The following is a 25,645-nucleotide window of genomic DNA, read 5'->3' on the forward strand; positions in this document are numbered from 1 at the left end:
TGATCTTGCGTGCCCGGCGCAGCCCCCGGCACCGTCCCGCAGCCCGATGCGCAGCCCGAGCCTCTGGAGCGCGATGCCCGACAGTCATCCCCAGCCGCCGCACTCGTCGTCCTCGTCGGGCTCGTCCGGACCGGCCGACCCGGGTGCTCTGCTGCTGTGCGGGGCGCGGCTCACCGATGGCCGGACCGTGGACGTACGGCTGGGCGGGGGGCGCATCGAGGCGGTCGGCACGGCCGGGAGCCTGGCGGGGGACGGCACGCAGGCGTGCGGCGCGCGTGTGGACCTCGGCGGCTACCTGCTGCTGCCGGCCCCGGCCGAACCGCACGCCCACGGCGACACCGCGCTCTCGGCCGACGAGGGCGGACCCGTCTCGTACGAGCCCCAGGACGTCCAACGCCGGGCCACCGAGGCCGCCCTGCTCCAACTCGGGCACGGCGCGACCGCGCTGCGGGCACACGTGCGTGTGGGCGACGTTCAGGGGCTGGGCGCGCTGGAGGCCGTCCTGCAGGCACGGCGTTCCCTGCGCGGGCTCACGGAGTTGACGACGGTGGCGATGCCGCGGCTGCTGACCGGAGTGGCCGGCGCCGAGGAGCTGGCGATGCTGCGGGACGCGCTGAAGATGGGCGCGTCCGTGGTCGGCGGCTGCCCCGACCTGGATCCGGATCCGACGGGCTACGTGGAGGCGGTCCTGGAGGTCGCCTCCGAGCACGGCTGCCCCGTCGATCTGCACACCGACGCCACCGACCCGGCACGCCTGGCCCGGCTCGCCGCGATGGCCGGAGGACTGCGCCCCGGCGTGACCCTCGGCCCGTGCGGCGGCCTGGGACGCCTGCCCGCCCAGGTGGCCTCCCGCACCGCGGACCAGCTCGCGGCGGCCGGGGTGACGGTGGTGTGCCTCCCCCAGGGCGGCTGCGGGGGCGCGGAACGGCGGAGCACAGCGCCCGTACGACTGCTGCGCGCCGCCGGAGTACGCGTCGCCGCGGGGAGCGGCGCCCTGAGGGACGTGTCGAACCCGGTGGGACGCGGGGACCCGCTCGAGGCCGCCTACCTGCTGTCGTCACGTCACGGGCTGCGCCCCGAGGACGCGTACGACGCCGTGAGCGCGTCGGCGCGTGCGGCGCTGGGTCTGCCCGAGGTGCGGGTGGAGGCGGGTTTCCCGGCCGAGTTGCTGGCGGTGCGCGGGGACCGGCTGGCGGGGGCGCTGTCCCTGGCGTACAGCCGCATCGTGGTGCACCGGGGGCGCGTGGTGGCGCGGACGAGCGCGGTTCGGGAGTACTGCAACTCGGCCGTCGCCGCGGAGTTGGGACTGCCGCGACAGGGGCGCGGAGAGGTGTCCTGAGGGATGTGGGTGCACGCCCGGCGGTGCGCGGGTGGCTCGTGCACCGGTGCCCGCAGGTGAGGCGTGCGCCCGGCGCGGAGACGCGAGGCGTGCGCCCGTGGTGACGTGAGGCGTGGCTGAAGTCGTGCGGCGAATGCGGCTGCCCGGGCGTACGGTCGAAGACATGCGCATTGTCATCGCTGGTGGTCATGGTCAGATCGCGCTGCGGCTGGAGCGACTGCTCGCCGCGCGCGGGAACGAGGTCGCGGGGATCATCCGCAAGGCCGAACAGGGCGACGATCTGCGGGAGGCCGGCGCCGAACCCGTCGTGCTGGACCTGGAGTCGGCCTCGGTCGAGGAGGTCGCGGCACAACTACGAGGTGCGGACGCGGCGGTGTTCGCTGCCGGCGCGGGGCCGGGCAGCGGGACGAGCCGCAAGGACACGGTGGACAAGGGCGCGGCGGTCCTGTTCGCGGACGCGGCGGTCCAGGCGGGCGTACGGCGGTTCGTGGTCGTGTCGTCCATGGGCGCGAACCCGGCGCATGAGGGCGACGAGATCTTCGACGTCTATCTGCGCGCCAAGGGCGAAGCCGACGAGTACGTCCGCGGTCTGGACGCCCTGGACTGGACGATCCTGCGCCCCGGCGCGCTGACGAACGACGCGGGAACGGGCCTGGTACGCCTGGAGGCCCACACCGGCCGCGGTCCGATCCCCCGCGACGACGTGGCCGCCGTACTCGCGGAGTTGCTCGACACCTCGGCCACGGCCGGCCTGACCCTCGAACTCATCAGCGGCTCGACCCCGGTGCCAGTGGCGGTGAAGTCGGTGGCAGGCAACTGAAGATGAGCCCGCAGGGAGCTCCCGCCGTGCAATAGCCCCGTCCTGGACGGAGCCCGGCTGCACGGCACGCCGTGAGGCGGTACGTGCGTACAGGGCGGGGCAGTTCGACGCCACGCGCCCTCTTGTGGGCCTGGATCGCTTCGCCTGGACGCGGGAGGCAAGGCGGTGGCACGGACGCGCGGGCAGGCGTCCGGCGTCCGCCGGCGGAGTGACGCTCGGGGCCGATGTGATGTGGCCATGTGAGGCTCGAAACGGGACGCGATGGGGCCGTCGACGGGATCTTGGAGAGCCTTCGGCGAGGCCGTCAGAAGAGCGGGAGCTGCCCGGGGAAATCGGGCACGACATACCCGTCCAATGCGGGCTGCGCGGCACCGAGTTGCGCCAGTCGCCGTGACCCGGGGCAGGACACTAGTTCCCCCTGCTCCCGCGCACCGGGTGGATCATGCCACGCGAACCGACCGGCGACGACGGCGATCTCACGACGACACTCGGGGCAGCTTCTGCGGGGCGTGGCCATGGGGTCAGTGTGCCCCGGCCGTGACACCGGAACGCGAAAACCCCTCCGCTCTACGTTTCCGCAGATCGGAGGGGTTTCCCCAGTGTGGCGGCGCCAGGATTCGAACCTGGGAAGGCTGAGCCGGCAGATTTACAGTCTGCTCCCTTTGGCCGCTCGGGCACACCGCCGGGGTCGCTGCCTTTCGAACCGCTTCTCGGCGGTGCTCGCTGGCAACGACGTAAACAATACCCGATGTGGAGGGGTGCTTCGCCACCCGATTGATCGCCTCCCGGGGGACACGGGGTGGCTAGGCTTGTCCGAATGCGGTCCCGGGTTGCCCCGGGCTCGGCGGCCACCCCCACGCCCGCCGATACGCACCCCAAACGCACCTCGATACAAGGAGCCACAGGACATGGCCGACTCCAGTTTCGACATCGTCTCGAAGGTCGAGCGGCAGGAGGTCGACAACGCCCTCAACCAGGCCGCCAAGGAGATCTCGCAGCGCTACGACTTCAAGGGCGTGGGCGCCTCGATCTCGTGGTCCGGTGAAAAGATCCTGATGGAGGCAAACTCCGAGGACCGGGTGAACGCTGTCCTCGACGTCTTCCAGTCCAAGCTGATCAAGCGCGGCATCTCGCTGAAGGCCCTGGACGCGGGCGAGCCCCAGCTCTCGGGCAAGGAGTACAAGATCTTCGCGTCGATCGAGGAGGGCATCTCCCAGGAGAACGCGAAGAAGGTGGCGAAGATCATTCGCGACGAGGGCCCGAAGGGCGTGAAGGCCCAGGTGCAGGGCGACGAGCTGCGGGTCAGCTCCAAGAGCCGGGACGACCTCCAGGCCGTGATCACTCTGCTGAAGGGCAAGGACTTCGACTTCGCGCTGCAGTTCGTGAACTACCGGTGAGCAACTGATCCGATGCCGACAGCGGCTCGGCTTCGACACCGGCTACGGCTACGGCTACGGCTACGGCTACGGCCGCAACTTCCAAGCCGTACGAGGAAGGGTGGGCACCTCGGGTGCCCACCCTTCTCGCCTGCTGGCTACGGTCCGGAGTCTGCTCGCCTCGCTCAGTTGCGCGAGTGGCCGAACAGGAGGCGGTAAGCGATCAGGAGCACCAGGGAGCCGCCGATCGCGGAGGCCCAGGTGGCGCCGTCGTAGAAGTCCTTGGTGATGGGGTGGTCCAGCCAGCGGGCCGAGATCCAGCCACCGATGAACGCGCCCGCGACACCGATGAGCGTCGTGCCGATGAAGCCGCCCGGGTCACGGCCCGGCAGCAGAACCTTGGCGATGGCTCCGGCCAACAGCCCCAGAATGATCCAGCTGATGATCGTCATGCCGTGAACCTGCCCTTCCGCGCTGTGCCTGCACTCTCCGGGCACTGTGATTTCGGGCGCGCTTGTTCGTGCTCTGTTGATGAGCAGGACGTCACCGTGGCGCCCCTCGGTTGCAGCGATCAGTAAGGTTCGGGCCATGGCACGGTCAAGCTCCGCCTCCTCCGAGCTGCGGCGCACCCTCGGTGTCGGCGACGCCGTGGTCATCGGGCTCGGCTCGATGGTCGGGGCCGGGATCTTTGCCGCCCTCGCCCCGGCGGCGCGCGCGGCCGGGTCGGGACTGCTGCTCGGGCTCGCGGTCGCGGCCGTGGTCGCCTACTGCAACGCCACGTCGTCGGCGCGACTGGCCGCCCTGTACCCGGCCTCGGGCGGCACGTATGTGTACGGGCGCGAGCGGCTCGGCGAGTTCTGGGGCTATCTCGCGGGCTGGTCGTTCGTAGTCGGTAAGACGGCCTCCTGTGCTGCGATGGCGCTCACCGTGGGCGCGTACGTCTGGCCGGGGCAGGCACATGCGGTGGCGGTCGCGGCCGTGGTAGCGCTGACTGCGGTGAACTACGGCGGTGTCCAGAAGTCCGCCTGGCTGACCCGGGTGATCGTGGCAGTGGTCCTGGCTGTCCTCGCTTGTGTGGTGGTCGTGTGTCTGGGCTCCGGCCAGTCCGACGCCGGTCGCCTGGACGTCGGGGCCTCGGGCGGTGTGGGCGGAGTGCTGCAGGCGGCGGGACTGCTGTTCTTCGCGTTCGCCGGGTACGCGCGGATCGCGACCCTCGGTGAGGAGGTGCGGGACCCGGCGCGCACCATCCCCCGGGCGATTCCGCTGGCCCTGGGTATCGCGCTGGCGGTGTACGTATGTGTGTCGGTGGCTGTCCTTTCCGTGCTGGGGTCGGATGCTCTCGGGGAGGCGGTCGCGCCGCTTGCCGACGCGGTGCGGGCGGCAGGGATGCCGGGGCTGGAGCCTGTGGTGCGGGTGGGTGCGGCCGTCGCCGCGCTGGGCTCGCTGCTCGCTCTGATCCTGGGTGTCTCGCGGACGACGCTGGCCATGGCCCGCGACCGGCATCTGCCTGGCGCCCTCGCCGCAGTGCATCCGCGCTTCCAGGTGCCGCACCGGGCCGAACTGGCCGTGGGCGCGGTGGTCGCTGTCCTGGCCGCCACCGTGGACGTGCGCGGCGCGATCGGGTTCTCCTCCTTCGGTGTACTGGCGTACTACGCGGTGGCCAATGCCTCGGCCTGGACCCTCAACTCGGCGGCGACTTCGCGAGTCGTGCCGGTGGTGGGCCTCGTCGGGTGCGTGGTCCTGGCGTTCTCGCTTCCGTGGGTCTCGGTTGGCGTCGGTGCGGGCGTACTGGCGGTGGGCGTGGTCGCGTACGGGGGACGGCGGTGGGTGGCGCGGCGGTCGGGTGGCAAGGGGCGGTAGGCCGACGGACGCGCACGTGTTGCTGGTTGGGGGCGGAGCGTGGGGTCGGTGGCTGGGCGGGTGGTGGCCGAACCACGGGGGGGTGATCGGTCAGGTGTCGGTCTGCTCAGGACGGGCCGGCGCTGACCGACCTGCAGTCGCAGCAGGCCGCAGGGGGCGTTGGCCTGCCGCTCAGTGGCCATGGCCTGCCGCCAGGTGGTGGTGACTGCAGTCCTTGGTCCACTCGGCGACCACGTCGGTCCTCTTGGTGAAAACGGCCTGTTCAGCACGCTCGGAGTGCGCTCCGGCCGTCGCTCCGTTCCACCGGTCGAGCCACTCGACCGGGCCGTCGGTCCACCAGATGCCCGCCGATCCGCGTCTCCTCAGGACGCCCCGGCCGTAGCCGTACGTATGCGGAAGTCGGCCCACGGGGCCAGCTCCAGCTCGTCGTTCATCTCCTCGTACCAGCCCGTGCCGTCGACCCAGGCTCGCAGCCAGACCGTGAGGGTCGGGGCGTCCACGTACCACGCCCGGTCGGCGTCGTCGGCGTTCGGTTCGAAGAGCAGGACGGTGGCCTGTGGGCTGTGGCAGTCCACGCACGCGTACATCGCGCAGCCCCAGTGGGATATCGGCAGGACGCCCTCGGGCCAGGGCCAGTCGGGGTCCTTGCGGCCGCTCTCGCGGTTGGCGAGGTACTGCGTGACGGCAGCGGGTTCGCCGGACGGAGGGCTGTCGAGCAGGGGCAGCAGGCCGTACTCCGGACCAAATCCGCCGTCCCCTATACGCAGGTAGAGGTCGGCGAGAAGCGGGGGCAGCCGGAAGCCGAGGGCGGCCTCCGCGCGGGCCACGGTGGCCGCGTCGACGGGCTCGGGGAGCGAAGTCCAGCCCCACGGTCGGGTGTTGCGGGCCTTGTCCGCCACCCTCGTCAGCAACTGCTCGTTCTCGGTCATGCATTCATGATGCAAGCCGCCACTGACAATCGAGTGGGCCTGTGGATAACTCCGGGTTGTGGAAAAACCCGTGCCTATCGCCCGGCTCAATTCGCCCCGCGGGCTCGATTCGCTCCCGGGGTCGGTTCGCCCCCCCAACTCGCCCCTGCCCGCTCCGCTACCAGCCTTGAGCGAACGGCTGGTCCGTCGGCACGATTTCGCGGCCCAACGGGAACAGCGACACCGGGATCAGCTTGAAGTTGGCGATGCCGAACGGGATGCCGATGATCGTGATGCACAGCACGAGGCCGGTGACGATGTGGCCGAGGGCCAGCCACCAGCCCGCGAGGACCAGCCACAGGACGTTGCCGACGCATGAGGGGGCTCCGGCGTCGCGGCGTTCGATCGTCGTGTACCCGAAGGGCCACAGCGCGTAGACGCCGATGCGGAAGGCCGCGATGCCGAACGGGATGCCGATGATGGTGATGCACAGCAGTAGGCCCGCGGCCAGGTAGGCGATGAACAGCCAGAAGCCGCTCAGGACGAGCCAGATGACGTTCAGGATGGTCTTCATCGGGAACCTGCCATCTTTTGGAGTCGGGCGATACGGTCCGCCATGGGGGGGTGGGTGGAGAACATCTTGGAGAACCCCTGACCTGGGCGAAAGGGGTTCGCGATCATCATGTGACTGGCCGTCTCGATGCGGGGCTCGGGGGGCAGCGGGAGCTGCTTGGTGCCGAGTTCGAGCTTGTGCAGGGCGCTGGCGAGGGCGAGCGGGTCGCCGGTGAGCTGGGCGCCGGACGCATCGGCCTCGTACTCCCTGGAGCGGCTGATTGCCAGTTGAATGAGCGTGGCGGCGAGCGGGCCGAGGATCATGATCAGCAGGATGCCGAGGATGCCGGGGCCGTCGTCGTCATCGGAGCGGCCGATCGGGATCAGCCAGGCGAAGTTGACCAGAAACATGATCACTGAGGCGAGGGCGCCGGCGACCGAGGAGATCAGGATGTCCCGGTTGTAGACGTGACTGAGTTCGTGGCCGATGACGCCGCGCAGTTCGCGCTCGTCGAGGAGGCGCAGGATTCCTTCGGTGCAGCACACGGCGGCGTTGCGCGGGTTGCGGCCCGTCGCGAACGCGTTCGGCGCCTCTGTCGGGGAGATGTAGAGACGGGGCATGGGCTGGCGGGCCTGGGTGGAGAGCTCGCGGACCATGCGGTACAGGGCCGGGGCCTCGAACTCGCTGACCGGGCGGGCGCGCATCGCACGTAGCGCCAGTTTGTCGCTGTTCCAGTACGCGTACGCGTTCGTGGCCAGCGCGATCAGGACCGCAATGATGAGCCCCATCCGGCCGAAGAAACTGCCGATGACGATGATGACTGCGGACAGTCCCCCGAGGAGGACTGCGGTCCTGAGCCCGTTGTGCCGGCGGTGCACGGTACGCCCTCCAAGTGGTGCGGCAGGGGAACCCTTTGCTGGTCGATCTCCGATGCCACTGGTGCCGTGGTCTCACGTCCAGTGGACCCTTCTGTACTGGTCAACGCCAGGCGAGGGCCACGGGTTCCCTGGTGAGCCGGGCGGCAGGCGTGGGCCGTCCGGGTGAAAGCGCCGGCGTGCGGCTACGCGCGCGTGCGGGCCGAGTGATCCAGGCGCGCGTACAGGAAGCGGGCCAGGGGCTCAGAAGAGCCCGGTGTCAGCGAAGCGCAGGATCAGCTGGGGTGCTCCGGACAGGGCGATGCCAACGACTCCGGTGAGGGCCACCGCGGCCGTGAGCGGCGCGGGGAGGACGTGCCTCGCGGCCTCCCCCTCGGGCGCGCGGAACAGTAGGGCCGTCCACTGGAGGTAGTAGAACAGCGCGATCACGACGTTGACTGCCATGACCACGGCCAGCCAGCCCAGGCCCGCGTCGACGGCGGCGGAGAAGACCGTGACCTTGGCGAAGAGACCGACGATGCCCGGCGGGAGTCCGGCCAGGCAGAGCAGGAAGAAGGCCAGGATCAGGGCGGTCAGGGGATTGTGCGCGTACAGGCCGCGGTAGTCGCTGATGCGGTTCAGGGACTTCGTACGGCCGACCAGGGCGGCCACTGCGAAGGCGCCGAGGTTCACGGCGGCGTACATGAGGGCGTAGGCGACGGTGGAGCCGATGGAGCGCTCACCGTCGTCGGAGTATGCCGCGGCGGCGATCGGCACGAGCAGGTAGCCGGCCTGGCCGACGGAGGACCAGGCGAGCAGGCGTACCGCGCTGTACGCGCGCGTGGCCTGCTGCCGCAGGGCTCCGACGTTGCCGACGGTCATGGTGAGGGCGGCCAGCGCGGCGAGGGCCGGGCCCCAGACGTCGGCGTACGACGGCAGGGCGATGACCGTGACGAGGATCAGGCCGGTGAAGCCGACGGCCTTGCCGACGACCGACAAGTAGGCGGCGACCGGTAGGGGCGCTCCTACGTAGGTGTCCGGCACCCAGAAGTGGAACGGGACGGCAGCCGTCTTGAAGGCGAAGCCGACCAGGGTGAGGACGACTCCCGTCTGGGCGAGGGTCTGGAGCTGTCCGTCGACGTTCTGGATCCGGTCTGCGATCTGCGTGAGGTAGAGGGTGCCGGTGGAGGCGTACACGAAGCTGATGCCCATGAGGCTGACCGCGGTCGCGGTGACCGAGGACAGGAAGAACTTCAGGGCCGCTTCGGAGGACTTGCGGTCACCGAAGCGGAGGCCGACCAGCGCGAAGGCGGGAAGCGAGGCGACTTCGAGCGCGACGATGAGGGTCGCCAGGTCCCGGGAGGCGGGCAGCAGGGCGGCTCCGGCGGCGGAGGAGAGCAGCAGGAACCAGTACTCCCCTTCGGGGAGCTTCTTGTCGGCGTCCTTGAGAGCGGTGACCGACAGGAGCGCCGCGAGCAGTGCGCCGCCGAGTACCAGGAACTGGATCACGAGGGTGAAGCGGTCGGCCGTATAACTGCAGACCGCCGTGTCACCGGTCAGGCAGAAGGTGGAGCGGTCGTCGTCCAGGAGAGGCAGCAGCAGGCCCATGGAAGCGGCCAGGCCGGCCACGGACGTCCAGCCGAGCAGGGCCTTCTTGTTCTCCGCCACGAACAGGTCGGCGACGAGGACCACGAGTCCGACGACTGCAGCAATGGTGGGCGGCGCGATGGCGAGCCAGTCGACGGACTGGACCACCGACTCGGCCAGGGGCTGGGCCAGGGAGCTCATCGGGTGCCTCCTGCGAGGAGCTGCTGCACGGCCGGGTCGGTCAGGCCCAGGAGGGTCTTCGGCCACAGTCCGGCGACGACGGTGAGGGCGACGAGCGGCGTCCAGGCCGCGAACTCGTAACTCTGGACGTCGGCGAGCTTCGGGGCTTCCTGCGACGCGGCACCCATGCAGACGCGGCGGACCACGACGAGCAGGTACGCGGCGGTGAGCAGGGTGCCGAAGGCTCCGATCGCCATGAAGGTCAGGAAGGCCGGCCGGCTGAGCTGGGCGGCGGGCTCGAACGCGCCGAACAGCGCGAGCATCTCGCCCCAGAAGCCGGCGAGGCCCGGCAGCCCGAGCGAGGCGACCGCGGCGAAGGCGAGCAGGCCGCCGAGGCGGGGCGTCTTGGCGTAGAGGGCCGCGCCGGTCTTGTCGGCGAGGGTGTCGAGGTCGGTGGTCCCCGTACGGTCCTTCAGCGCGCCGACCAGGAAGAAGAGCAGGCCGGTGATGAGGCCGTGGGCGATGTTGGCGAACAGGGCGCCGTTCACGCCGGTCGGGGTCATCGTGGCGATGCCGAGCAGGACGAAGCCCATGTGGCCGACGGAGGAGTAGGCGATGAGGCGCTTGAGGTCGCCCTTCGCGCCCCGCTTGGCGAGGGCGAGGCAGGCCAGGGATCCGTAGATGATCCCGACGACGGCGAAGGCTGCGAGGTAGGGCGCGAAGTCGGCGAATCCATCGGGGGTGATCGGCAGGAGAATCCGGACGAACCCGTACGTTCCCATCTTCAGCAGGACACCGGCCAGCAGGACCGAGCCGACGGTCGGGGCGGCGGTGTGAGCATCGGGCAGCCAGCTGTGCAAGGGCCACATCGGCGTCTTGACCGCGAGCCCGATGCCGATCGACAAAACGGCGATGACCTGCACGGATGCACTCAGGGACCGGCCGTTGTCAGTGGCGAGTGCCACCATGTCGAATGTGCCCGCCTTGATTCCGATCAGGAGCAGGCCGAGCAGCATGACCACGGAGCCGAGCAGCGTGTAGAGGATGAACTTCCAGGCGGCCGCGGCCCGGCCCTCGCCGCCCCAGCGGGCGATGAGGAAGTACATCGGGATCAGGACCATCTCGAAGGCGAGGAAGAAGAGCAGCAGGTCGAGGACGGCGAAGGTGGCGAGCGTGCCGGACTCCAGCACGAGCACCAGTGCGACGAAGGCCTTCGGGGTCGGGCCCGAGGGCATCTTGAAGTACGAGTAGAGCGCGCAGAGGAAGGTCAGCAGCGCGGTCAGGACCAGAAGGGGGAGGGAGATGCCGTCGATGCCGAGGTGGATGCGCACGTCGAGTGCGGGGATCCAGCTGATGTCCTTGCTGGCCTGCATCTTCGACGGCTGGTCGTGGTCGAAGCCGAGCACGAGGACGATCGCGGCGATGAGGACCGCGCCGGTGACGGTGACACCGTGTCGGAGCACGGCCTGGTCCGGTGATTTCCCTTTCAGCCCGGGCGGGGCGGGCAGGAGAGCGGCGGCGGCGCCGAGGAGCGGGCCGACGACGATGAACGCCAGAAGGACCTGCATCACGGACTCGTTGATATCGATCACGCCTGCTCACGCTCCCGCGGCGACGAGGACGGCGGCGACCGCCAGGACGACGGTGCCGGCGAGCAGGGCGCTCACATAGGTCTGCACATTGCCGGTCTGGGCGCGCCGTACGGCGATGCCGAGCCAGCGGGGTAGAGCACCCGCGCCACGCACGTAGGTGTCGACGACCTCGCGGTCGAGGAACCGGACGAGACTCGCGCCTGCCTGGACCGGGCGGACGAACAGGGCCCGGTACACCGCGTCGAGGTGGAAGCCGACGGCGGCATGACGGTGCAGCGGGCCGAGCAGCAGCCGGCCCGGGTCCGCCGGGTCGGGCGCGTACGCCACTCCTCCGTACACGGGCGCGTGGCTGGCGATGGCCTCCGCCTCGACCTGGCCGGCATCACCCTCGGGGTGGGCCGCGACCGCACCCAGCGGGACGCGTGCCGCCACGGCCGCGAGGTGGCGCCAGGCCGCATAGGTGACGATGCCGCCGACGAGGGCCACGCCCGTTCCGAGTACCGAGGTGGTGAGGGTCGGGGCGAGGTCGCGGCCGTCGAACCAGTCGGGGAGCTCGCGGTAGGCGAACGCGCCGACGGCGAGGGACGGGACGGCAAGCACCCACAGCACCACGGTCATCGTCAGCGGCTGCCTGCCGTGGTCGGGGGCCTCGGCGCCGTGGCCGCAGAAGGCCAGCAGCCACAGGCGCATCGCATAGGCGGCGGTGAGCAGGGCCGCGAGCAGGCCGGAGACGAGGATGAGCCAGCCCGCGGCACCGGGGGCGTGCTCGGTGTGGCCGGTGGCGACGTGCTCGGCGGCGCCGAGGACGGACTCCTTGGAGAAGAAGCCGCTGAACGGCGGGATCGCGGCGAGCGCAAGGAGCGCCACGGTCATCGTCCAGAAGGCGTCCGGGACGCGGTTGCGCAGGTGGGTCATGCGCGACATGGCAGCCAGCGAGTTGGTGCCGGCGGCGTGGATGATCACGCCGGCCGCGAGGAACAGCAGCGCCTTGAAGGCGCCGTGGGAGAGGAGGTGGAAGACGGCGGCACCGCGGTCGGCGACGGCGAGGGCGCCGGTCATGTAACCGAGCTGACCGATCGTCGAATAGGCGAGCACGCGTTTGATGTCGTCCTGGGCGAGCGCGGCGATACCCGAGCCGACCATCGTGACGGCGGCCATGACGGCGAGGACGATCATCGCGGCCTGGGAGGCCTCGAAGACCGGGAGGAGACGGGCGACGAAGTAGACACCGGCGGCGACCATCGTCGCGGCGTGGATCAGCGCGGAGACGGGGGTCGGGCCCGCCATCGCGTCGGGGAGCCAGGTGTGCAGCGGGAACTGCGCCGACTTGCCCGCCACGCCCGCGAGGAGCAGGAGGGCGATCAGTGTCGGGTGGTCGAGTCCGCCGCTCGCGACGGTGCCGAGGATCTTCGTGATGCGGAACGAACCGGCGTCGGTGGCCAGCGCGAACAGGCCGATGAGGAAGGGGACGTCACCGAGCTTGGTCACCAGGAACGCCTTGATGGAGGCGGCACGGGCCTCCGGGGTCTCCCAGTAGTGGCCGACCAGGAAGTACGAGCAGATGCCCATGATCTCCCAGCCGACCAGCAGCACCATCAGGTCGCCGGAGTAGACGACGAGCAGCATCGCCGAGGTGAACAGGGAGACGAGGGCGGCGTACGACGGGTAGCGCGGGTCCTCGCGCAGGTAGCCCGTGGAGTAGATCTGCACGCAGGTGGCGACGACGCCGACGAGTACGGCGACAAGGGTGGCGAAGCCGTCGATGTACAGGGCGAGTTCGATCGGGACCGAGCCGGTGGGTGTGAGCTCGGTGGCGGCGTTGATCGCCTGGTCTCCGCCCTGGCGCACGGCGACCACCGCGGCGAGGACGAGGGACGTCAGCGTCGGAAGAACGGCGAGCGGGCGGACGAAGCCGGGCGCCGTGCGGCCCAGGAGCAGGCCGGCCGCGGCGCCGAGGAAAGGAATGAGAGGGACGAGGGCGGCGAGGGTGGTCGTGGTCACGCGGTGGCCTCAGCCTTCTCGGCCTGCGGGGCCGTGGAGGCGTCGCGGTCGGGGCCATCGGTGTCGTGGCTCTCGGCGGTGTCGCGGAGCTTGTCGATGTCCGCGGTGCCGCGGTTGCGGTGGACGGCGAGGACGATCGCCAGGCCGATGCCGATCTCGGCGGCGGCGATGGTGATCGTGAACAGGGTCAGGGCCTGGCCGGAGTGCAGGGTGTCCGCGGCGGCCTTGCTGAGCCAGACGTCGAAGGCGACCAGGTTGAGGTTGACGGCGTTGAGCATCAGCTCGACCGACATCAGGACCAGGATCGCGTTGCGGCGGGCGAGCACGCCGTACAGGCCGGTGCAGAAGAGGAGCGCGGAGAGTACGGCGGGATAGGCGAGGTGCATCAGCGGGCGCCTTCCTGCTCGGCCGGATCGGTTCCTTCGGCCTGATCGGTTCCCGCGACCGGCTTGTTTCGCCCGACCGGGTGATTACGGGAATCCGGGACGGCTGGGGAACCACCGGTCACGGCTCGGGAGTTCACAGAGGGAGAGCCCGACTCCGCCTTCGCCTTGCGGGACAGCACGATCGCCCCGACCAGCGCGGCGAGGAGAAGGACGGAGAGGGCCTCGAAGGGGAGGACCCAGTTCTGGAAGAGGCTCTCGCCGGTGGCCTTGGTGGAGCCGGCGGCGGGGCCGTCCAGGTCGATCCAGGTCGCGCGGAAGGCGTCGACGACCACCCAGATCAGGGTGGCGGCGGCAGCGACGGCCACGGTGAGGGCGGCCCAGCGGTTGCCGGAGTCAGCGTCCGGGGAGCGGCCGATGGGGGCTCTGGTGAGCATCAGACCGAACAGGAGGAGGACGACGACGGAACCGACGTAGATGAGGACCTGCACCCAGGCGATGAACTCGGCGGTGAGCAGGAGGTACTCGACGGCAAGGCCGCCGAGCGTGACCACCAGCCACAGGGCGGCGTGCACCAGCTGCCGAGTGGTGACGGTGACGAGCGCGGCGCCGAAGGTGACCAGGCCCACCAGGAGGAAAACGATCTCGACGCCGGTCGGGGAGAGGAAGCCGTGCGTGTCGGCGGCCAGGGTCAGTGCGGCGGAAGTGGTGGTCACGACTCACCCTCCTGCGGCCCGGTCGGCTCGGTCGGTTCGGCCTCCGCAGCCTGCGCGGCCGCCAGCTTCTCAGCAGCCTTGCGAGCGGCGGCGATCTCCTTGGGCTCCTCCGCGCCGGGGTCGAGGGCGGGCGGGGCCGGGACGGTCCACATCCACTCGCGGAGCTTGTCGCGCTCGTGGGTGAGCTCGCGGATATCGGTCTCGGCGTACTCGAACTCCGGGGACCAGAACAGGGCGTCGAAAGGACAGACCTCGATGCAGATACCGCAGTACATGCACAGGGCGAAGTCGATGGCGAAGCGGTCGAGGACGTTGCGGCTGCGTTCGCGGCCGCCCGGAGCCGCCGCCGGGACCGTCTCCTTGTGGGAGTCGATGTAGATGCACCAGTCCGGGCACTCGCGGGCGCAGAGCATGCAGACCGTGCAGTTCTCCTCGAACAGGCCGATCACGCCGCGGGTGCGGGGCGGGAGGTCGGGCTGGGTGTCCGGGTACTGCGCGGTGACGGACTTCCTCGTCATCGTGCGGAGGGTGACGGCCAGGCCCTTGGCCAGGCCACTGCCAGGGATGGGGGCCATGGTTACTGGATCACCACCTTGACGATGCCGGTGAGGGCGATCTGGGCGAGGGAGAGGGGCACGAGGAGAGTCCAGGAAAGCTTCTGGAGCTGGTCCTCGCGCAGGCGGGGGTAGGTGACGCGGAGCCAGATCACGATGAAGGCGAGGACGGCCGCCTTCAGCAGGGTCCACACCCAGCCGAGGCCGTCGGCACCCCAGGGGCCGTGCCAACCACCCAGGAAGAGGACGGTGGTCAGGCCGCACAGGACGACGATTCCGGCGTACTCGGCGAGGAGGAACAGAGCGAAACGGAGGCCGGTGTACTCGGTGTAGGCGCCGAAGATGATCTCCGAGTCCGCGATTGGCATGTCGAAGGGCGGTCGCTGCAGCTCGGCCAGTCCGGCGACGAAGAAGACGATCGCGCCGACGATCTGCCAGGGCAGCCACCACCACTCGAAGGCGTCGAGGATGCCGGGGAGGGAGACAGTGCCGGCAGCCATCGCCACGGAGGCGGCGGTGAGCAGCATCGGGAGTTCGTAGGCGAGAAGCTGAGCGGCGGTGCGAAGGCCGCCGAGGAGGGAGAACTTGTTGGCGGAGGCCCAGCCGGCCATGAGTGAGCCGAGGACGCCTACGCCCATGACCGCCAGGACGAAGAAGATGCCCGCGTCGATGACCTCACCGACCGCGCCCTCGCTCGGGCCGACGGGGATGGCGAGGAGGACGAGCAGGTACGGGAGGAGGGCCACTGCGGGGGCGAGCTGGAAGATACGGCGGTCCGCGCCCGCCGGGACCACGTCCTCCTTCTGCGCGAACTTCACGCCGTCGGCGACGAGTTGGGCCCAGCCGTGGAAGCCGCCGGCGTACATCGGGCCGAGGCGGCCCTGCATGTGGGCCATCACCTTGTGCTCGGTCTGGCCGATGAGCAGGGGGAAGGTCAGGAAGACGACGAAGACGATCAGGAGTCGCAGGGTGACGTCGAGCGCGTCGTTCACTGCGGGCCTCCTGAGGGGTCTGTGCGGTCCGGGTGGTCCGGGTGGTCCGGGTTTTCGTCGGTGGAGTCTTCGGCGCCTTCGGGCGTGGCTGCGGGGTCGGACGGGTCGGGCTTCGCCGGGGTCTCCGACGGTGACTTGGCCTCGGTCTGGGTCTCGGCTTCGGTCTGCGGCTCGGCCTCGCTCTTCGATTCCGGCGCGCGCTGGGCCTCGCTCTTCGGCTCCGATGCGGGCTCGGCCACGCTCTCCGGCTCCGGCCCCGGCGCGGGCTCCGGCTCCGGCGCGGGCTCGGGCTGTTGCTTGAGTGCCGGTTCGTCGAAGGCCGGGCGGGCGTGGTGCCAGGGGGCGTCCGCGCTGCGGGGGTTCGACGCGGGCGCTCCCTCGGTCGTCGCGTCCGTCGACGTCTCTGCCGTCCGCTGGCTCGCCGAGCCCTCGTTTGCGCTCCGCGTGCGGCGCGCGACGGTCGGCGTGCCGGACGTGGTCGGCGGCGTTCCGGTGCCTGCCGGGGATCCGCCCGCCTCCGGCGAGTTCTCGGAGTCCGTAGCGACCGGCTCGCCGGCGGATGTCTCGGCCGGCGAAGCGGCGTCCTGCTGACTGACCGACCCTTCGGCTGCCGTACGCGTACGCCGGGCCGGGCCCGTTGCGGGCTCGGCACCAGCCGAGGCTTCCGTCTGGCTGGCCGAACCCTCCGCGGCCGTACGGGCACGCCGCGCGGCACCCGCAGCAGGAGCCCCCGTCGGAGCCCCACCCGCAGCCGGAGCCTCCGTCTGGCTCGCCGAACCCTCCGACGACGTGCGCGTGCGTCGGACCGGTCGCTCGCCCGTTGCGCGGGTCGGTCGTTCCCCTGCTGTGCGTGCCGCGCCGCGGGCCGGGCGGGTTGGGGCAGGGGGGAGTTGGCCCTTCAGGGGGCCCCATTCGTTCGGGTCGGGGACACCGGGGGGCAGTATCTGGCGGCGTTTCGGGCCGCCGTGTTCGGACTCGCCGGGTTCCTTGGCGCCGGGCCAGGCCTTGGCGACGCGGGCTGCGAGGACGAAGTCCTTGCGGAGGGGGTGGCCCTCGAAGTTCTCCGGGAGGAGCAGGTGGTCGAGGGCGGGGTGGTCGGTGAAGGCCACGCCGAACATTTCGTGCGTCTCGCGTTCGTGCCAGGCCGCGCCGGCGTAGACGCCGATCGCGGAGGGCAGCGTCGGTGCCTCGTGCGGGACCGTCGTGCGGACCAGCAGGCGCCGTACCGGAGACAGGGCGGCGACGTGGGCGGCGACGCGGAAGCCGGTGCCGGGTTCGTCGACCGCGCTCAGCCAGTCGAAGTAGGTGCAGCCCAGCTCGTCGCGGGCCGCTTCAAGTGCGGGGATCCAGGACGTCGGGGGGACGTCGACCGTCAGGACCTCGTAGGACTCCTCGGCCGTGGCCTCCGGGCCGAAGAGGTCCTCGACGGGGGCGGGCAGCCAGCCGATCGTCGTCATCGGTCGGCCTCCCCCGCGCCGTCGGCACCCGTTCCGCCGGCATCGGGCGCCTGCGGCCCGCGCACCAGCCCACTCTGCAACGCCGCCGTGGACGGCCGGGCCGCTCCGGTGCCGTACCGCTCCCCCAGCGACTCCCGCGCGATCTTCTCCTGGAGCTTCAGGATGCCCTGGAGCAGTGCCTCGGGGCGTGGCGGGCAGCCGGGGACGTACACGTCCACCGGGATGATCTGGTCGACGCCCTTGGTGACGGAGTAGGAGTCCCAGTACGGGCCGCCGCAGTTCGAGCAGGCGCCGAAGGAGATGACGTACTTCGGCTCGGGCATCTGTTCGTACAGGCGCTTCACGGCGGGGGCCATCTTGTCCGTGACCGTGCCCGAGACGACCATGAGGTCGGCCTGCCGGGGGCCGGGCGCGAAGGGGATCACGCCGAGGCGGATGAAGTCGTGGCGGGCCATCGACGCGGCGATGAACTCGATGGCGCAGCAGGCGAGGCCGAAGTTGAAGACCCAGAGCGAATAGCGGCGGCCCCAGTTCAGGATCACCTTCATCGGCTCCGGGGCGAGGCGGGCCAACGCGCCCAGCCGCTTCGGCTCCGGGAGCAGAACGGGCTCCGGCGAATCCACTTCCGCGCGCTCCGGCGAGTTCACTTCTGGCGTCACGTCCATGCCAGGACGCCCTTCTTGTATGCGTAGAGCAGGCCCACGGCCAGGAAGCCGAGGAAGATGAACATCTCGACGAGGGTGGTCGCGCCGTAGCCCGGGTCGGCGAACACGGTCGCCCAGGGGAACAGGAAGATCGAGTCGATGGCGAAGATCACGTAGAGGAAGGCGTAGACGTAGTAGCGGACCTGGGTGTGCGCCCAGCCCTCGCCGACGGGGTCGACGCCGCACTCGTACGTCAGGAGCTTTTCGGGCGTGGGGACCACGGGGCGCAGCAGTCGGCCCGCCCCGAAGGCGACGGCGACGAACAGCACGCCGATGACGGCCAGCAGTCCGACGACCGAGTAGGACTGGAAGTAGTCCGCCGAGACGACGACGTAGTGCACATCCGCCGCGACGACGACGGTCTGTTCCGACACGTCCGCCCCTCGCTCCCTGACCTCGTTGTCTACCAGTGTCCCGCGACCTGCTGATCTCGTGAACACCGCTGTTCGACGATCTGTACGCACGGGAGTCTAGGCCCTGCTAAAGCCAGCGTAAGCAGCCCGTCACACCTTGAGATCCCGTCGAGACTCGCCTCGGGACGCCGCCCGACTCTCGTCGGGATACGGCGGCCGATCCCCGGCCGGTCCGACGATGGGCACGAGGATGCGCGCGGGGGTGTGCGCGGGGTGGGACGCGGGGTGGGGATTTCCCCCGGAAGACCTCGGCGGTCCGCCTCATGGCGCGGCGGCGCACTGCGCGGCACGCTAGCGCATATGACCGAAAGCCCCAGCCCTTCGTGGGACGCCTCCCAGCGTTCCGACGGTGACCAGCCGCCGCTGCCACCTGCCCGTTTCGCCTACGACCGGCACACGTGGAAGGAGATCGCGCACCTCCTGGCGAATCTTCCGCTGGCGCTGCTCGGCTTCGTCTACGTCGTGACAGTGCTGTTCACCGGTGCCTTGCTGACGCTGACGGTGATCGGGTTCCCGCTGCTCGCCGCCGGCCTGGTGGGTGCGCGGCAGTTGGGCAAGCTGGAGCGCTCACGCGCGCGTGCGTTGCTCGGGGTGCGGGTGGACGAGCCGAGTCCGCTGCCGTTGCGCGGCGGCAAGGACGGCTTCTTCCCACAGCTGTGGCTGGCGCTGAAGGACCCCGTCGGCTGGCGCACGATCCTGTACGACTTCATCCGCCTGCCCTGGGGCATCCTCACCTTCGTCATCACGCTGACCTCGCTGTTCGTGCTGTGGCCGGTGCTGCCGTTCATCGCGCGGGGCCTGACGAACGTGGACCGGGCGATGGTGCGGGGCCTGTTGTCGCCCTCCGACGAGCTGGAACGCCGTATCGCGGAACTGGAGTCGGACCGGGGGGTCGTGGTGGACACGGCCGCGGCCGACCTGCGGCGCATCGAGCGCGACCTGCACGACGGCGCGCAGGCGCGTCTGGTCAACCTGGCCATGGGGCTGGGCCTGGCCAAGGAGAAGCTGCTGGAGGATCCCGACGGGGCGGCGTCGATGGTCGCGGAGGCGCACGGCGAGGTGAAACTGGCGCTTCAGGAGCTACGGGATCTCGCCCGCGGCATCCACCCGGCCGTCCTCACCGACCGCGGCCTGGATGCCGCCCTGTCGGCGGTCGCCTCGCGCTGCACGGTGCCGGTGAAGGTGACCGTCGACCTGCTGTCCAGACCGGCCGCGGCCATCGAGGGCATCGCCTACTTCACCGTCTCCGAACTGCTGCAGAACATCAGCAAGCACAGCGGGGCGAAGTCGGCGTCGGTCGACGTGTGGTGTTCGGACGACCGGCTGCTCATCCAGGTCGGAGACGACGGCCGCGGGGGCGCGCGTCTCGACGGCGGCACGGGCATGCGCGGTCTCGCCGACCGGCTGGACGCCGTGGACGGCCTGTTCGTCATCGAGTCACCCCTGGGCGGTCCTACGACCGTGACGGCCGAGCTGCCCTGGCGCGACCGCGTCCCCGGGCAGGGGTAGGGAAAACCCCCCGTTCAAGACGCCGACGGCCTCCATGGTCCGTGGACCTGCGGCGCAGCAGGGTTGGAGATACGACGGCACAGCCCCGGGGCGGGGCTGTCGGGACGAGGAGAACGGACGACACCGATGGCCACGGAGTACGGACAGGGCTACGGGCACGGGCTCGGCTACCCCGAGCACGGCCTTCCCGAGCACGGCCTTCCCGAGCAGGGCGGCGAGCGACGGCACCGGCTGCCGGCGGGGCTGCGGGCGCCGTTCGAGGCACGCAGCTGGCGCGAGTTCGGGTACGTGCTGCTGAGCCTGCCGATCAGCATCATGCTGTTCGTCTACGCCATCACGATGGTGTCGCTGGGCGCGGGTCTGCTGGTGACGTTCCTCGGCATCCCGGTGCTGGCGGCGGGGCTGGCCGGCTGCCGGGCCTTCGGCGCGCTGGAGCGGGCACGCGCGCGTGCGTTGCTGCACCTGGACGTGGCCGACCCGGAGCCGCTGCGGATGCGCCGGCGCGGGTTCATGGCGTGGATGGGCGCCGTACTGAAGAGCGGGACGTCGTGGCGGAGCGTGCTGTACGCGGTGCTGCACTTCCCGTGGGCGGTGTTCTCCTTCGTCGTCGCCGTGAACGTCTGGGCGTACGGCTGGGCGATGCTGACGTATCCGCTGTGGTTCTGGGTGTTCCCGATGTGGGTCGGCCAGGACGGCATCCAGGTGTACGGCGACGAGACGCACCACTTCTACCTCGACAACCCGTTCGAGATCACGCTCACCGCGCTGGTCGGCCTGCTGTTCACGCTGGCCACGCCGTGGATCGTGCGGGCGCTGACGCAGGTGGACCGGCTGCTGGTGCACGGCCTGCTCGGACCGTCGCGGCTGGCCACGCGCGTGGTGGAGCTGGAGTCGGACCGCGGGGTCGTCGTCGATACGGCCGCCGCGGACCTGCGACGCATCGAGCGCGACCTGCACGACGGTGCCCAGGCCCGCCTGGTGGCTCTGGCCATGGATCTGGGTCTGGCGAAGGAGAAGCTGACGGAGGACCCGCAGGCGGCGGCGCGCATGGTCGACGAGGCGCACGGCGAGGTGAAGACGGCGTTGCAGGAGCTGCGGGATCTGGCCCGCGGGATTCATCCGGCGGTCCTGACCGACCGCGGGCTGGACGCGGCCCTGTCGGCGGTGGCCTCGCGGTGCACGGTGCCGGTGGAGGTCCAGGTGGATCTGGAGCAGCGGCCGGTGCCGGCGATCGAGGGGATCGCCTACTTCACGGTGTCGGAGCTGCTGCAGAACATCAGCAAGCATGCGCGGGCCACATGGGCGGCGGTGGACGTGTGGCAGGTGGAGAACCGGCTGATGCTGCAGGTCGTGGACAACGGGATCGGTGGTGCCGGCATATCCGGGGGGTCGGGGCTGGCCGGGCTGGCGGAGCGACTGGACGCGGTGGACGGGATTCTGGTGGTGGACTCGCCGGTCGGCGGGCCTACGCGGGTCACGGCGGAGCTTCCTTGGCGGACCGTGTAGACGCATTCGCGTAAGCCCACTGTGTAGTTCGACAAATGTCATTGGCCTGGAGCGGACCTCGTCCGCCTCCAGGCCATCGTCACGCCCCCCACGGCCCTTCTTCGGTCCCGGCTCTTCGGCCCCCGGCCCTCCTTCGGTCTCTTGAAGGTGAGTGCTCCCCGAGCACGCGCCCCCCAAGACGCCTCCTTTGTCCACAAGCGATCCCAACCGGCTCGGGCGGGTTATCCACAGGCCCGGTGGCGGAGAGCAGATCGCGGGATACTGAGGTCGCGAGGACGACAGGGCCGGGAGACGCTCGGCCGAATGCCGAGGCACGGGGGGCCGGGGATCGTGGAGGACAAGGTGCGGGTGGTCATCGCCGAGGATTCGGTGCTGCTCAGGGAGGGGCTGACCCGGCTGCTGACCGACCGTGGGCACGAGGTCGTGGCCGGCGTCGGGGACGGCGAAGCGTTGATCAAGACCATCACGGAGCTGGACGGGCTGGGCGAGCTGCCGGATGTGGTGGTGGCGGACGTCAGAATGCCGCCGACGCACACCGACGAAGGGGTGCGGGCGGCCGTGCAGCTGCGCAAGACGCACCCCGGACTCGGGGTACTCGTGCTGTCGCAGTACGTGGAGGAGCGGTACGCCACGGAGCTGCTGGCCGGTTCCAGCCGTGGAGTCGGCTATCTGCTCAAGGACCGCGTGGCGGAGGTTCGGGAGTTCGTGGACGCCGTCGTGCGGGTGGCCCGAGGGGGTACGGCCCTCGACCCGGAGGTCGTCGCGCAGCTCCTTGGCCGCAGCCGTAAGCAGGATGTGCTGGCGGGGCTCACCCCGCGGGAGCGGGAGGTCCTGGGACTGATGGCGGAGGGGCGGACCAACTCCGCGATCGCCCGGCAGCTGGTGGTGAGCGACGGCGCCGTCGAGAAGCACGTCAGCAACATCTTCCTCAAGCTCGGACTGTCCCAGAGTGACGGGGATCACCGTCGCGTTCTTGCGGTCCTCACCTATCTGAACTCCTGACGTACTGACACCGTGTCAGTCAAATGGGCAACCGTTCGCGCGGCGCCCGCCGAGCAGGCCGGCCGACAAGCACGAACGCGGCAACCGAACAGTGAGCAGGGAGCGTCTTCAAAAGAAGCGTCGGGGGGCGTGTAAACCATGACAAGTCAGGGTGGCGAACCAGGTCAAACCCGCGTCCGTCATGCGAATGGCCCAGGGAGGGCGACCTTTGCGGACGTAGGGTTGATCCTGGGAAGGCTTGCGGGAAGGCCATGCGCAGACAGCCGCCTCGAAGGAGGTCCAGTTCAGTGACCAGCCAGGTCAGTAGCCCAGCGGAGCAGGCCGACGAAGCCGTCGTGGGAGAGCAGCGCAAACCGGCAGGGACGAAGGACGTCCGCCGGCTGGACCGGGTGATCATTCGTTTCGCGGGGGACTCGGGCGACGGTATGCAGCTCACCGGCGACCGTTTCACCTCGGAAACGGCGTCCTTCGGCAACGACCTGTCGACGTTGCCGAACTTCCCGGCCGAGATCCGCGCTCCCGCCGGCACTCTGCCCGGCGTGTCCTCCTTTCAGCTGCACTTCGCCGACCACGACATCCTGACTCCGGGCGACGCGCCGAACGTGCTGGTCGCGATGAACCCGGCGGCGCTGAAGGCCAACATCGGCGATCTTCCGCGCGGCGCGGAGATCATCGTCAACACGGACGAGTTCACCAAACGGGCGATGCAGAAGGTGGGCTATGACACCAGCCCCCTGGAGGACGGCTCGCTCGACGGGTACAGCCTCCATCCGGTGCCGCTGACCACGCTGACGGTCGAGGCGCTCAAGGAGTTCGACCTCACCCGCAAGGAGGCCGAGCGCAGCAAGAACATGTTCGCGTTGGGCCTGCTGAGCTGGATGTACCACCGGCCGACGGAGGGCACCGAAAAGTTCCTGACGTTGAAGTTCGCCAAGAAGCCGGAGATCGCGGCGGCGAACATCGCGGCCTTCCACGCGGGCTGGAACTTCGGCGAGACGACCGAGGACTTCGCCGTCTCCTACGAGATCGCCCCGGCGACGACGGCCTTCCCGGTCGGCACCTACCGCAACATCTCCGGGAACCTCGCCCTGTCCTACGGGCTGATCGCCGCGTCCCGCCAGGCGGACCTGCCGCTCTACCTGGGCTCGTATCCGATCACCCCGGCCTCGGACATCCTGCACGAGCTGAGCCGGCACAAGAACTTCGGTGTGCGGACCTTCCAGGCCGAGGACGAGATCGCGGGCATCGGCGCGGCGCTGGGTGCGGCCTTCGGCGGCTCGCTGGCGGTGACCACGACCTCCGGCCCCGGTGTGGCGCTGAAGTCGGAGACGATCGGGCTGGCGGTGTCGCTGGAGCTGCCGCTGTTGGTGATCGACATCCAGCGCGGCGGGCCCTCGACGGGGCTGCCGACGAAGACGGAGCAGGCGGACCTGTTGCAGGCGATGTTCGGCCGTAACGGCGAGGCGCCGATCCCGATCGTCGCCCCGTGCACCCCGGCCGACTGTTTCGACGCGGCCCTGGAGGCGGCGCGGATCGCGTTGACGTACCGCACTCCGGTGATGCTGCTGTCGGACGGCTATCTGGCCAACGGCTCGGAGCCCTGGCGGATCCCGGAGCTGGAGGAGCTGCCGGATCTGGCCGTGCAGTTCGCGCAGGGCCCGAACCACACCCTGGAGGACGGCAGCGAGGTCTTCTGGCCGTACAAGCGCGACCCGCAGACCCTCGCCCGGCCGTGGGCGATCCCGGGCACTCCGGGCCTGGAGCACCGGATCGGCGGCATCGAGAAGGAGGACGGCACGGGCAACATCTCCTACGCCCCGGCCAACCACGACTTCATGGTCCGCACCCGCCAGGCCAAGATCGACGGCATCGAGGTGCCCGACCTGGAGGTCGACGACCCGCACGAGGCGAAGACACTGGTGCTGGGCTGGGGATCGACGTACGGCCCGATCACGGCCGCGGTTCGTCGGCTGCGCACCGCCAGCGAGTCGATCGCGCAGGCGCATCTGCGCCATCTGAACCCGTTCCCGCGCAACCTGGGCGTGGTACTCGGACGCTACGAGAAGGTGGTGATCCCCGAGATGAACCTCGGCCAGCTCGCCACTCTGGTCCGGGCGAGGTACCTGGTGGATGCCCACTCGTACAACCAGGTCAACGGCATGCCGTTCAAGGCGGAACAGCTCGCCAAGGCTCTCAAGGAGGCCATCGATGCCTGAGACGTCCACGGAAGGCGCGGGCACGATCGAGGCACTTTCGCTCATCCCCAAGGCCGAGGCCCGCCAGTCCATGAAGGACTTCAAGTCCGATCAGGAAGTGCGCTGGTGCCCCGGCTGCGGTGACTATGCGATCCTCGCCGCGGTTCAGGGCTTCATGCCGGAGCTGGGTCTGGCCAAGGAGAACATCGTCTTCGTCTCGGGCATCGGCTGCTCGTCCCGCTTCCCGTACTACATGAACACGTACGGCATGCACTCCATCCACGGCCGTGCCCCCGCGATCGCGACGGGGCTGGCCACGTCGCGCCGGGACCTGAGCGTGTGGGTGGTCACGGGCGACGGTGACGCGCTGTCGATCGGCGGCAACCATCTGATCCACGCCCTGCGCCGCAACGTCAACCTCAAGATCCTGCTGTTCAACAACCGGATCTACGGCCTGACGAAGGGCCAGTACTCCCCGACCTCCGAGGTCGGCAAGGTCACCAAGTCGACGCCGATGGGCTCGCTGGACGCGCCCTTCAACCCGGTGTCCCTGGCCATCGGCGCGGAGGCGTCCTTCGTGGCGCGCACGGTGGACTCCGACCGCAAGCACCTCACCCAGGTGCTGCGCGAGGCGGCTGCCCACCGGGGTACGGCGCTGATCGAGATCTACCAGAACTGCAACATCTTTAACGACGGCGCCTTCGAGGCCCTCAAGGACAAGCAGCAGGCCGAGGAGGCCGTGATCCGGCTGGAGCACGGACAGCCGATCCGCTTCGGCACCGATGGTGCGCGCGGCGTCGTGCGGGACCCGCAGACCGGCGACCTGAAGGTCGTCACCGTGACCCCGGAGAACGAGTCGCAGATCCTGGTCCACGACGCCCACTGCGCATCCCCGACCACGGCTTTCGCCTTGTCCCGCCTGGCCGATCCGGACACCCTGCACCACACCCCGATCGGTGTGCTGCGCTCGGTGGAGCGTCCGGTGTACGACACGCAGATGGCCGACCAGTTGGACACGGCCATCGAGCAGAACGGCAAGGGGGACCTGGCTGCGCTGCTGGCGGGTGGGGACACCTGGACTGTGGTGGGCTGACCGGCACGTTCGGAGAGAGTTGAGGGCCTGGGTGTCGTACGGCATCCGGGC

General features: G+C 70.1%; 25 protein-coding genes and 1 tRNA gene. 9 read left to right on the forward strand and 17 right to left on the reverse strand.

Annotated elements, in window-relative coordinates; all coding sequences use genetic code 11:
• Positions 1 to 73: 73 nt before the first annotated feature.
• Positions 74 to 1,339, forward strand: a complete 1,266-nt coding sequence (locus OG331_RS21370) for an amidohydrolase family protein (protein WP_406198566.1) — start codon at positions 74 to 76, stop codon at positions 1,337 to 1,339.
• Positions 1,340 to 1,502: 163 nt separating this feature from the next.
• A complete protein-coding gene (locus OG331_RS21375; protein ID WP_406198569.1) occupies positions 1,503 to 2,159 on the forward strand; it encodes an SDR family oxidoreductase in 657 nt (218 codons plus the stop codon).
• 304 nt (positions 2,160 to 2,463) lie between these two features.
• Here OG331_RS21375 and OG331_RS21380 read toward each other — a convergent pair whose 3' ends face one another.
• Positions 2,464 to 2,676, reverse strand: a complete 213-nt coding sequence (locus OG331_RS21380) for a hypothetical protein (RefSeq protein ID WP_406198571.1) — start codon at positions 2,674 to 2,676, stop codon at positions 2,464 to 2,466.
• 85 nt (positions 2,677 to 2,761) lie between these two features.
• Positions 2,762 to 2,843: transfer RNA gene (locus OG331_RS21385), tRNA-Tyr, on the reverse strand.
• Between the two features lie 224 nt (positions 2,844 to 3,067).
• Between OG331_RS21385 and OG331_RS21390 the strand changes: the two genes are divergently transcribed.
• Positions 3,068 to 3,556: a YajQ family cyclic di-GMP-binding protein gene (locus tag OG331_RS21390; protein WP_328879949.1), complete on the forward strand. Its 489-nt coding sequence runs from the start codon at positions 3,068 to 3,070 to the stop codon at positions 3,554 to 3,556.
• Between the two features lie 164 nt (positions 3,557 to 3,720).
• Here OG331_RS21390 and OG331_RS21395 read toward each other — a convergent pair whose 3' ends face one another.
• Entirely contained in the window at positions 3,721 to 3,987 is a 267-nt protein-coding gene (locus tag OG331_RS21395; RefSeq protein WP_328879950.1) for a GlsB/YeaQ/YmgE family stress response membrane protein, read from the reverse strand.
• A gap of 136 nt (positions 3,988 to 4,123) precedes the next feature.
• Between OG331_RS21395 and OG331_RS21400 the strand changes: the two genes are divergently transcribed.
• Complete coding sequence (locus tag OG331_RS21400) at positions 4,124 to 5,395, forward strand: APC family permease (RefSeq protein WP_406198573.1); 1,272 nt, start codon at positions 4,124 to 4,126, stop codon at positions 5,393 to 5,395.
• A 171-nt stretch (positions 5,396 to 5,566) separates the two neighbouring features.
• On the opposite strand, the gene OG331_RS21405 is transcribed toward OG331_RS21400, so the two are convergent.
• The 14 genes from OG331_RS21405 to OG331_RS21470 form a co-directional block, all read right to left on the reverse strand.
• Positions 5,567 to 5,803, reverse strand: coding sequence for a hypothetical protein (locus OG331_RS21405; RefSeq protein ID WP_406198576.1), 237 nt, complete (start codon positions 5,801 to 5,803; stop codon positions 5,567 to 5,569).
• Positions 5,758 to 6,324, reverse strand: coding sequence for an SMI1/KNR4 family protein (locus tag OG331_RS21410; RefSeq protein WP_406198578.1), 567 nt, complete (start codon positions 6,322 to 6,324; stop codon positions 5,758 to 5,760). The genes OG331_RS21405 and OG331_RS21410 overlap by 46 nt, the downstream gene beginning before the upstream one ends.
• A 157-nt stretch (positions 6,325 to 6,481) precedes the next feature.
• On the reverse strand, positions 6,482 to 6,877 hold the full coding sequence (locus tag OG331_RS21415; protein ID WP_406198581.1) for a YccF domain-containing protein: 396 nt from the start codon (positions 6,875 to 6,877) through the stop codon (positions 6,482 to 6,484).
• Positions 6,874 to 7,734, reverse strand: a complete 861-nt coding sequence (gene htpX / locus OG331_RS21420) for a zinc metalloprotease HtpX (RefSeq protein ID WP_328879954.1) — start codon at positions 7,732 to 7,734, stop codon at positions 6,874 to 6,876. The genes OG331_RS21415 and htpX overlap by 4 nt, the downstream gene beginning before the upstream one ends.
• A gap of 240 nt (positions 7,735 to 7,974) precedes the next feature.
• Positions 7,975 to 9,498 carry an NADH-quinone oxidoreductase subunit N gene (locus tag OG331_RS21425; protein WP_406198583.1) on the reverse strand — a complete coding sequence of 508 codons (1,524 nt, stop codon included), beginning with the start codon at positions 9,496 to 9,498 and terminating at the stop codon, positions 7,975 to 7,977.
• Positions 9,495 to 11,069, reverse strand: a complete 1,575-nt coding sequence (locus OG331_RS21430; RefSeq protein WP_406198585.1) for a NuoM family protein — start codon at positions 11,067 to 11,069, stop codon at positions 9,495 to 9,497. The genes OG331_RS21425 and OG331_RS21430 overlap by 4 nt, the downstream gene beginning before the upstream one ends.
• 6 nt (positions 11,070 to 11,075) lie before the next feature.
• Positions 11,076 to 13,070 carry an NADH-quinone oxidoreductase subunit L gene (locus OG331_RS21435; RefSeq protein WP_406198587.1) on the reverse strand — a complete coding sequence of 665 codons (1,995 nt, stop codon included), beginning with the start codon at positions 13,068 to 13,070 and terminating at the stop codon, positions 11,076 to 11,078.
• Entirely contained in the window at positions 13,067 to 13,456 is a 390-nt protein-coding gene (gene nuoK / locus OG331_RS21440; protein ID WP_363038047.1) for an NADH-quinone oxidoreductase subunit NuoK, read from the reverse strand. Before nuoK ends, OG331_RS21435 begins: the two co-directional genes overlap by 4 nt.
• Positions 13,456 to 14,148: an NADH-quinone oxidoreductase subunit J gene (locus OG331_RS21445; RefSeq protein WP_383249144.1), complete on the reverse strand. Its 693-nt coding sequence runs from the start codon at positions 14,146 to 14,148 to the stop codon at positions 13,456 to 13,458. The genes nuoK and OG331_RS21445 overlap by 1 nt, the downstream gene beginning before the upstream one ends.
• Before the next feature lie 17 nt (positions 14,149 to 14,165).
• On the reverse strand, positions 14,166 to 14,744 hold the full coding sequence (locus OG331_RS21450) for a NuoI/complex I 23 kDa subunit family protein (protein ID WP_406198590.1): 579 nt from the start codon (positions 14,742 to 14,744) through the stop codon (positions 14,166 to 14,168).
• A 2-nt stretch (positions 14,745 to 14,746) separates the two neighbouring features.
• Positions 14,747 to 15,715, reverse strand: coding sequence for an NADH-quinone oxidoreductase subunit H (locus tag OG331_RS21455; protein WP_406198592.1), 969 nt, complete (start codon positions 15,713 to 15,715; stop codon positions 14,747 to 14,749).
• On the reverse strand, positions 15,712 to 17,172 hold the full coding sequence (locus OG331_RS21460) for an NADH-quinone oxidoreductase subunit C (RefSeq protein WP_406198593.1): 1,461 nt from the start codon (positions 17,170 to 17,172) through the stop codon (positions 15,712 to 15,714). The genes OG331_RS21455 and OG331_RS21460 overlap by 4 nt, the downstream gene beginning before the upstream one ends.
• Positions 17,169 to 17,837 (reverse strand): NADH-quinone oxidoreductase subunit B, encoded by a 669-nt coding sequence (locus tag OG331_RS21465; RefSeq protein ID WP_406198596.1) that lies wholly within the window; start codon positions 17,835 to 17,837, stop codon positions 17,169 to 17,171. The genes OG331_RS21460 and OG331_RS21465 overlap by 4 nt, the downstream gene beginning before the upstream one ends.
• Positions 17,828 to 18,250: an NADH-quinone oxidoreductase subunit A gene (locus OG331_RS21470; RefSeq protein ID WP_328424719.1), complete on the reverse strand. Its 423-nt coding sequence runs from the start codon at positions 18,248 to 18,250 to the stop codon at positions 17,828 to 17,830. The genes OG331_RS21465 and OG331_RS21470 overlap by 10 nt, the downstream gene beginning before the upstream one ends.
• Positions 18,251 to 18,589: 339 nt before the next feature.
• Between OG331_RS21470 and OG331_RS21475 the strand changes: the two genes are divergently transcribed.
• The 5 genes from OG331_RS21475 (at position 18,590) to OG331_RS21495 (ending at position 25,594) form a co-directional block, all read left to right on the forward strand.
• On the forward strand, positions 18,590 to 19,798 hold the full coding sequence (locus tag OG331_RS21475; protein WP_406198598.1) for a sensor histidine kinase: 1,209 nt from the start codon (positions 18,590 to 18,592) through the stop codon (positions 19,796 to 19,798).
• Between the two features lie 126 nt (positions 19,799 to 19,924).
• On the forward strand, positions 19,925 to 21,304 hold the full coding sequence (locus tag OG331_RS21480) for a sensor histidine kinase (protein ID WP_406198600.1): 1,380 nt from the start codon (positions 19,925 to 19,927) through the stop codon (positions 21,302 to 21,304).
• Positions 21,305 to 21,607: 303 nt separating this feature from the next.
• Positions 21,608 to 22,306, forward strand: a complete 699-nt coding sequence (locus OG331_RS21485; protein ID WP_406198602.1) for a LuxR C-terminal-related transcriptional regulator — start codon at positions 21,608 to 21,610, stop codon at positions 22,304 to 22,306.
• A 287-nt stretch (positions 22,307 to 22,593) separates the two neighbouring features.
• On the forward strand, positions 22,594 to 24,522 hold the full coding sequence (locus tag OG331_RS21490) for a 2-oxoacid:acceptor oxidoreductase subunit alpha (RefSeq protein WP_406198604.1): 1,929 nt from the start codon (positions 22,594 to 22,596) through the stop codon (positions 24,520 to 24,522).
• Positions 24,515 to 25,594 carry a 2-oxoacid:ferredoxin oxidoreductase subunit beta gene (locus tag OG331_RS21495; protein ID WP_406198606.1) on the forward strand — a complete coding sequence of 360 codons (1,080 nt, stop codon included), beginning with the start codon at positions 24,515 to 24,517 and terminating at the stop codon, positions 25,592 to 25,594. The genes OG331_RS21490 and OG331_RS21495 overlap by 8 nt, the downstream gene beginning before the upstream one ends.
• Positions 25,595 to 25,645 lie beyond the last annotated feature (51 nt).

The sequence above is a fragment of the Streptomyces sp. NBC_01017 genome, assembly GCF_045162795.1.
Taxonomy (GTDB): domain Bacteria; phylum Actinomycetota; class Actinomycetes; order Streptomycetales; family Streptomycetaceae; genus Streptomyces; species Streptomyces machairae.

Coding starts and splice junctions, on each gene's coding strand:
- OG331_RS21370 (WP_406198566.1), top strand. CDS start 74: ATGCCCGACAGTCATCCCCAGCCGCCGCACTCGTCGTCCTCGTCGGGC.
- OG331_RS21375 (WP_406198569.1), top strand. CDS start 1,503: ATGCGCATTGTCATCGCTGGTGGTCATGGTCAGATCGCGCTGCGGCTG.
- OG331_RS21380 (WP_406198571.1), bottom strand. CDS start 2,676: ATGGCCACGCCCCGCAGAAGCTGCCCCGAGTGTCGTCGTGAGATCGCC.
- OG331_RS21390 (WP_328879949.1), top strand. CDS start 3,068: ATGGCCGACTCCAGTTTCGACATCGTCTCGAAGGTCGAGCGGCAGGAG.
- OG331_RS21395 (WP_328879950.1), bottom strand. CDS start 3,987: ATGACGATCATCAGCTGGATCATTCTGGGGCTGTTGGCCGGAGCCATC.
- OG331_RS21400 (WP_406198573.1), top strand. CDS start 4,124: ATGGCACGGTCAAGCTCCGCCTCCTCCGAGCTGCGGCGCACCCTCGGT.
- OG331_RS21410 (WP_406198578.1), bottom strand. CDS start 6,324: ATGACCGAGAACGAGCAGTTGCTGACGAGGGTGGCGGACAAGGCCCGC.
- OG331_RS21415 (WP_406198581.1), bottom strand. CDS start 6,877: ATGAAGACCATCCTGAACGTCATCTGGCTCGTCCTGAGCGGCTTCTGG.
- OG331_RS21425 (WP_406198583.1), bottom strand. CDS start 9,498: ATGAGCTCCCTGGCCCAGCCCCTGGCCGAGTCGGTGGTCCAGTCCGTC.
- nuoK (WP_363038047.1), bottom strand. CDS start 13,456: ATGCACCTCGCCTATCCCGCCGTACTCTCCGCGCTCCTCTTCTGCACC.
- OG331_RS21450 (WP_406198590.1), bottom strand. CDS start 14,744: ATGGCCCCCATCCCTGGCAGTGGCCTGGCCAAGGGCCTGGCCGTCACC.
- OG331_RS21460 (WP_406198593.1), bottom strand. CDS start 17,172: ATGACGACGATCGGCTGGCTGCCCGCCCCCGTCGAGGACCTCTTCGGC.
- OG331_RS21465 (WP_406198596.1), bottom strand. CDS start 17,837: ATGGACGTGACGCCAGAAGTGAACTCGCCGGAGCGCGCGGAAGTGGAT.
- OG331_RS21475 (WP_406198598.1), top strand. CDS start 18,590: ATGACCGAAAGCCCCAGCCCTTCGTGGGACGCCTCCCAGCGTTCCGAC.
- OG331_RS21480 (WP_406198600.1), top strand. CDS start 19,925: ATGGCCACGGAGTACGGACAGGGCTACGGGCACGGGCTCGGCTACCCC.
- OG331_RS21485 (WP_406198602.1), top strand. CDS start 21,608: ATGCCGAGGCACGGGGGGCCGGGGATCGTGGAGGACAAGGTGCGGGTG.
- OG331_RS21495 (WP_406198606.1), top strand. CDS start 24,515: ATGCCTGAGACGTCCACGGAAGGCGCGGGCACGATCGAGGCACTTTCG.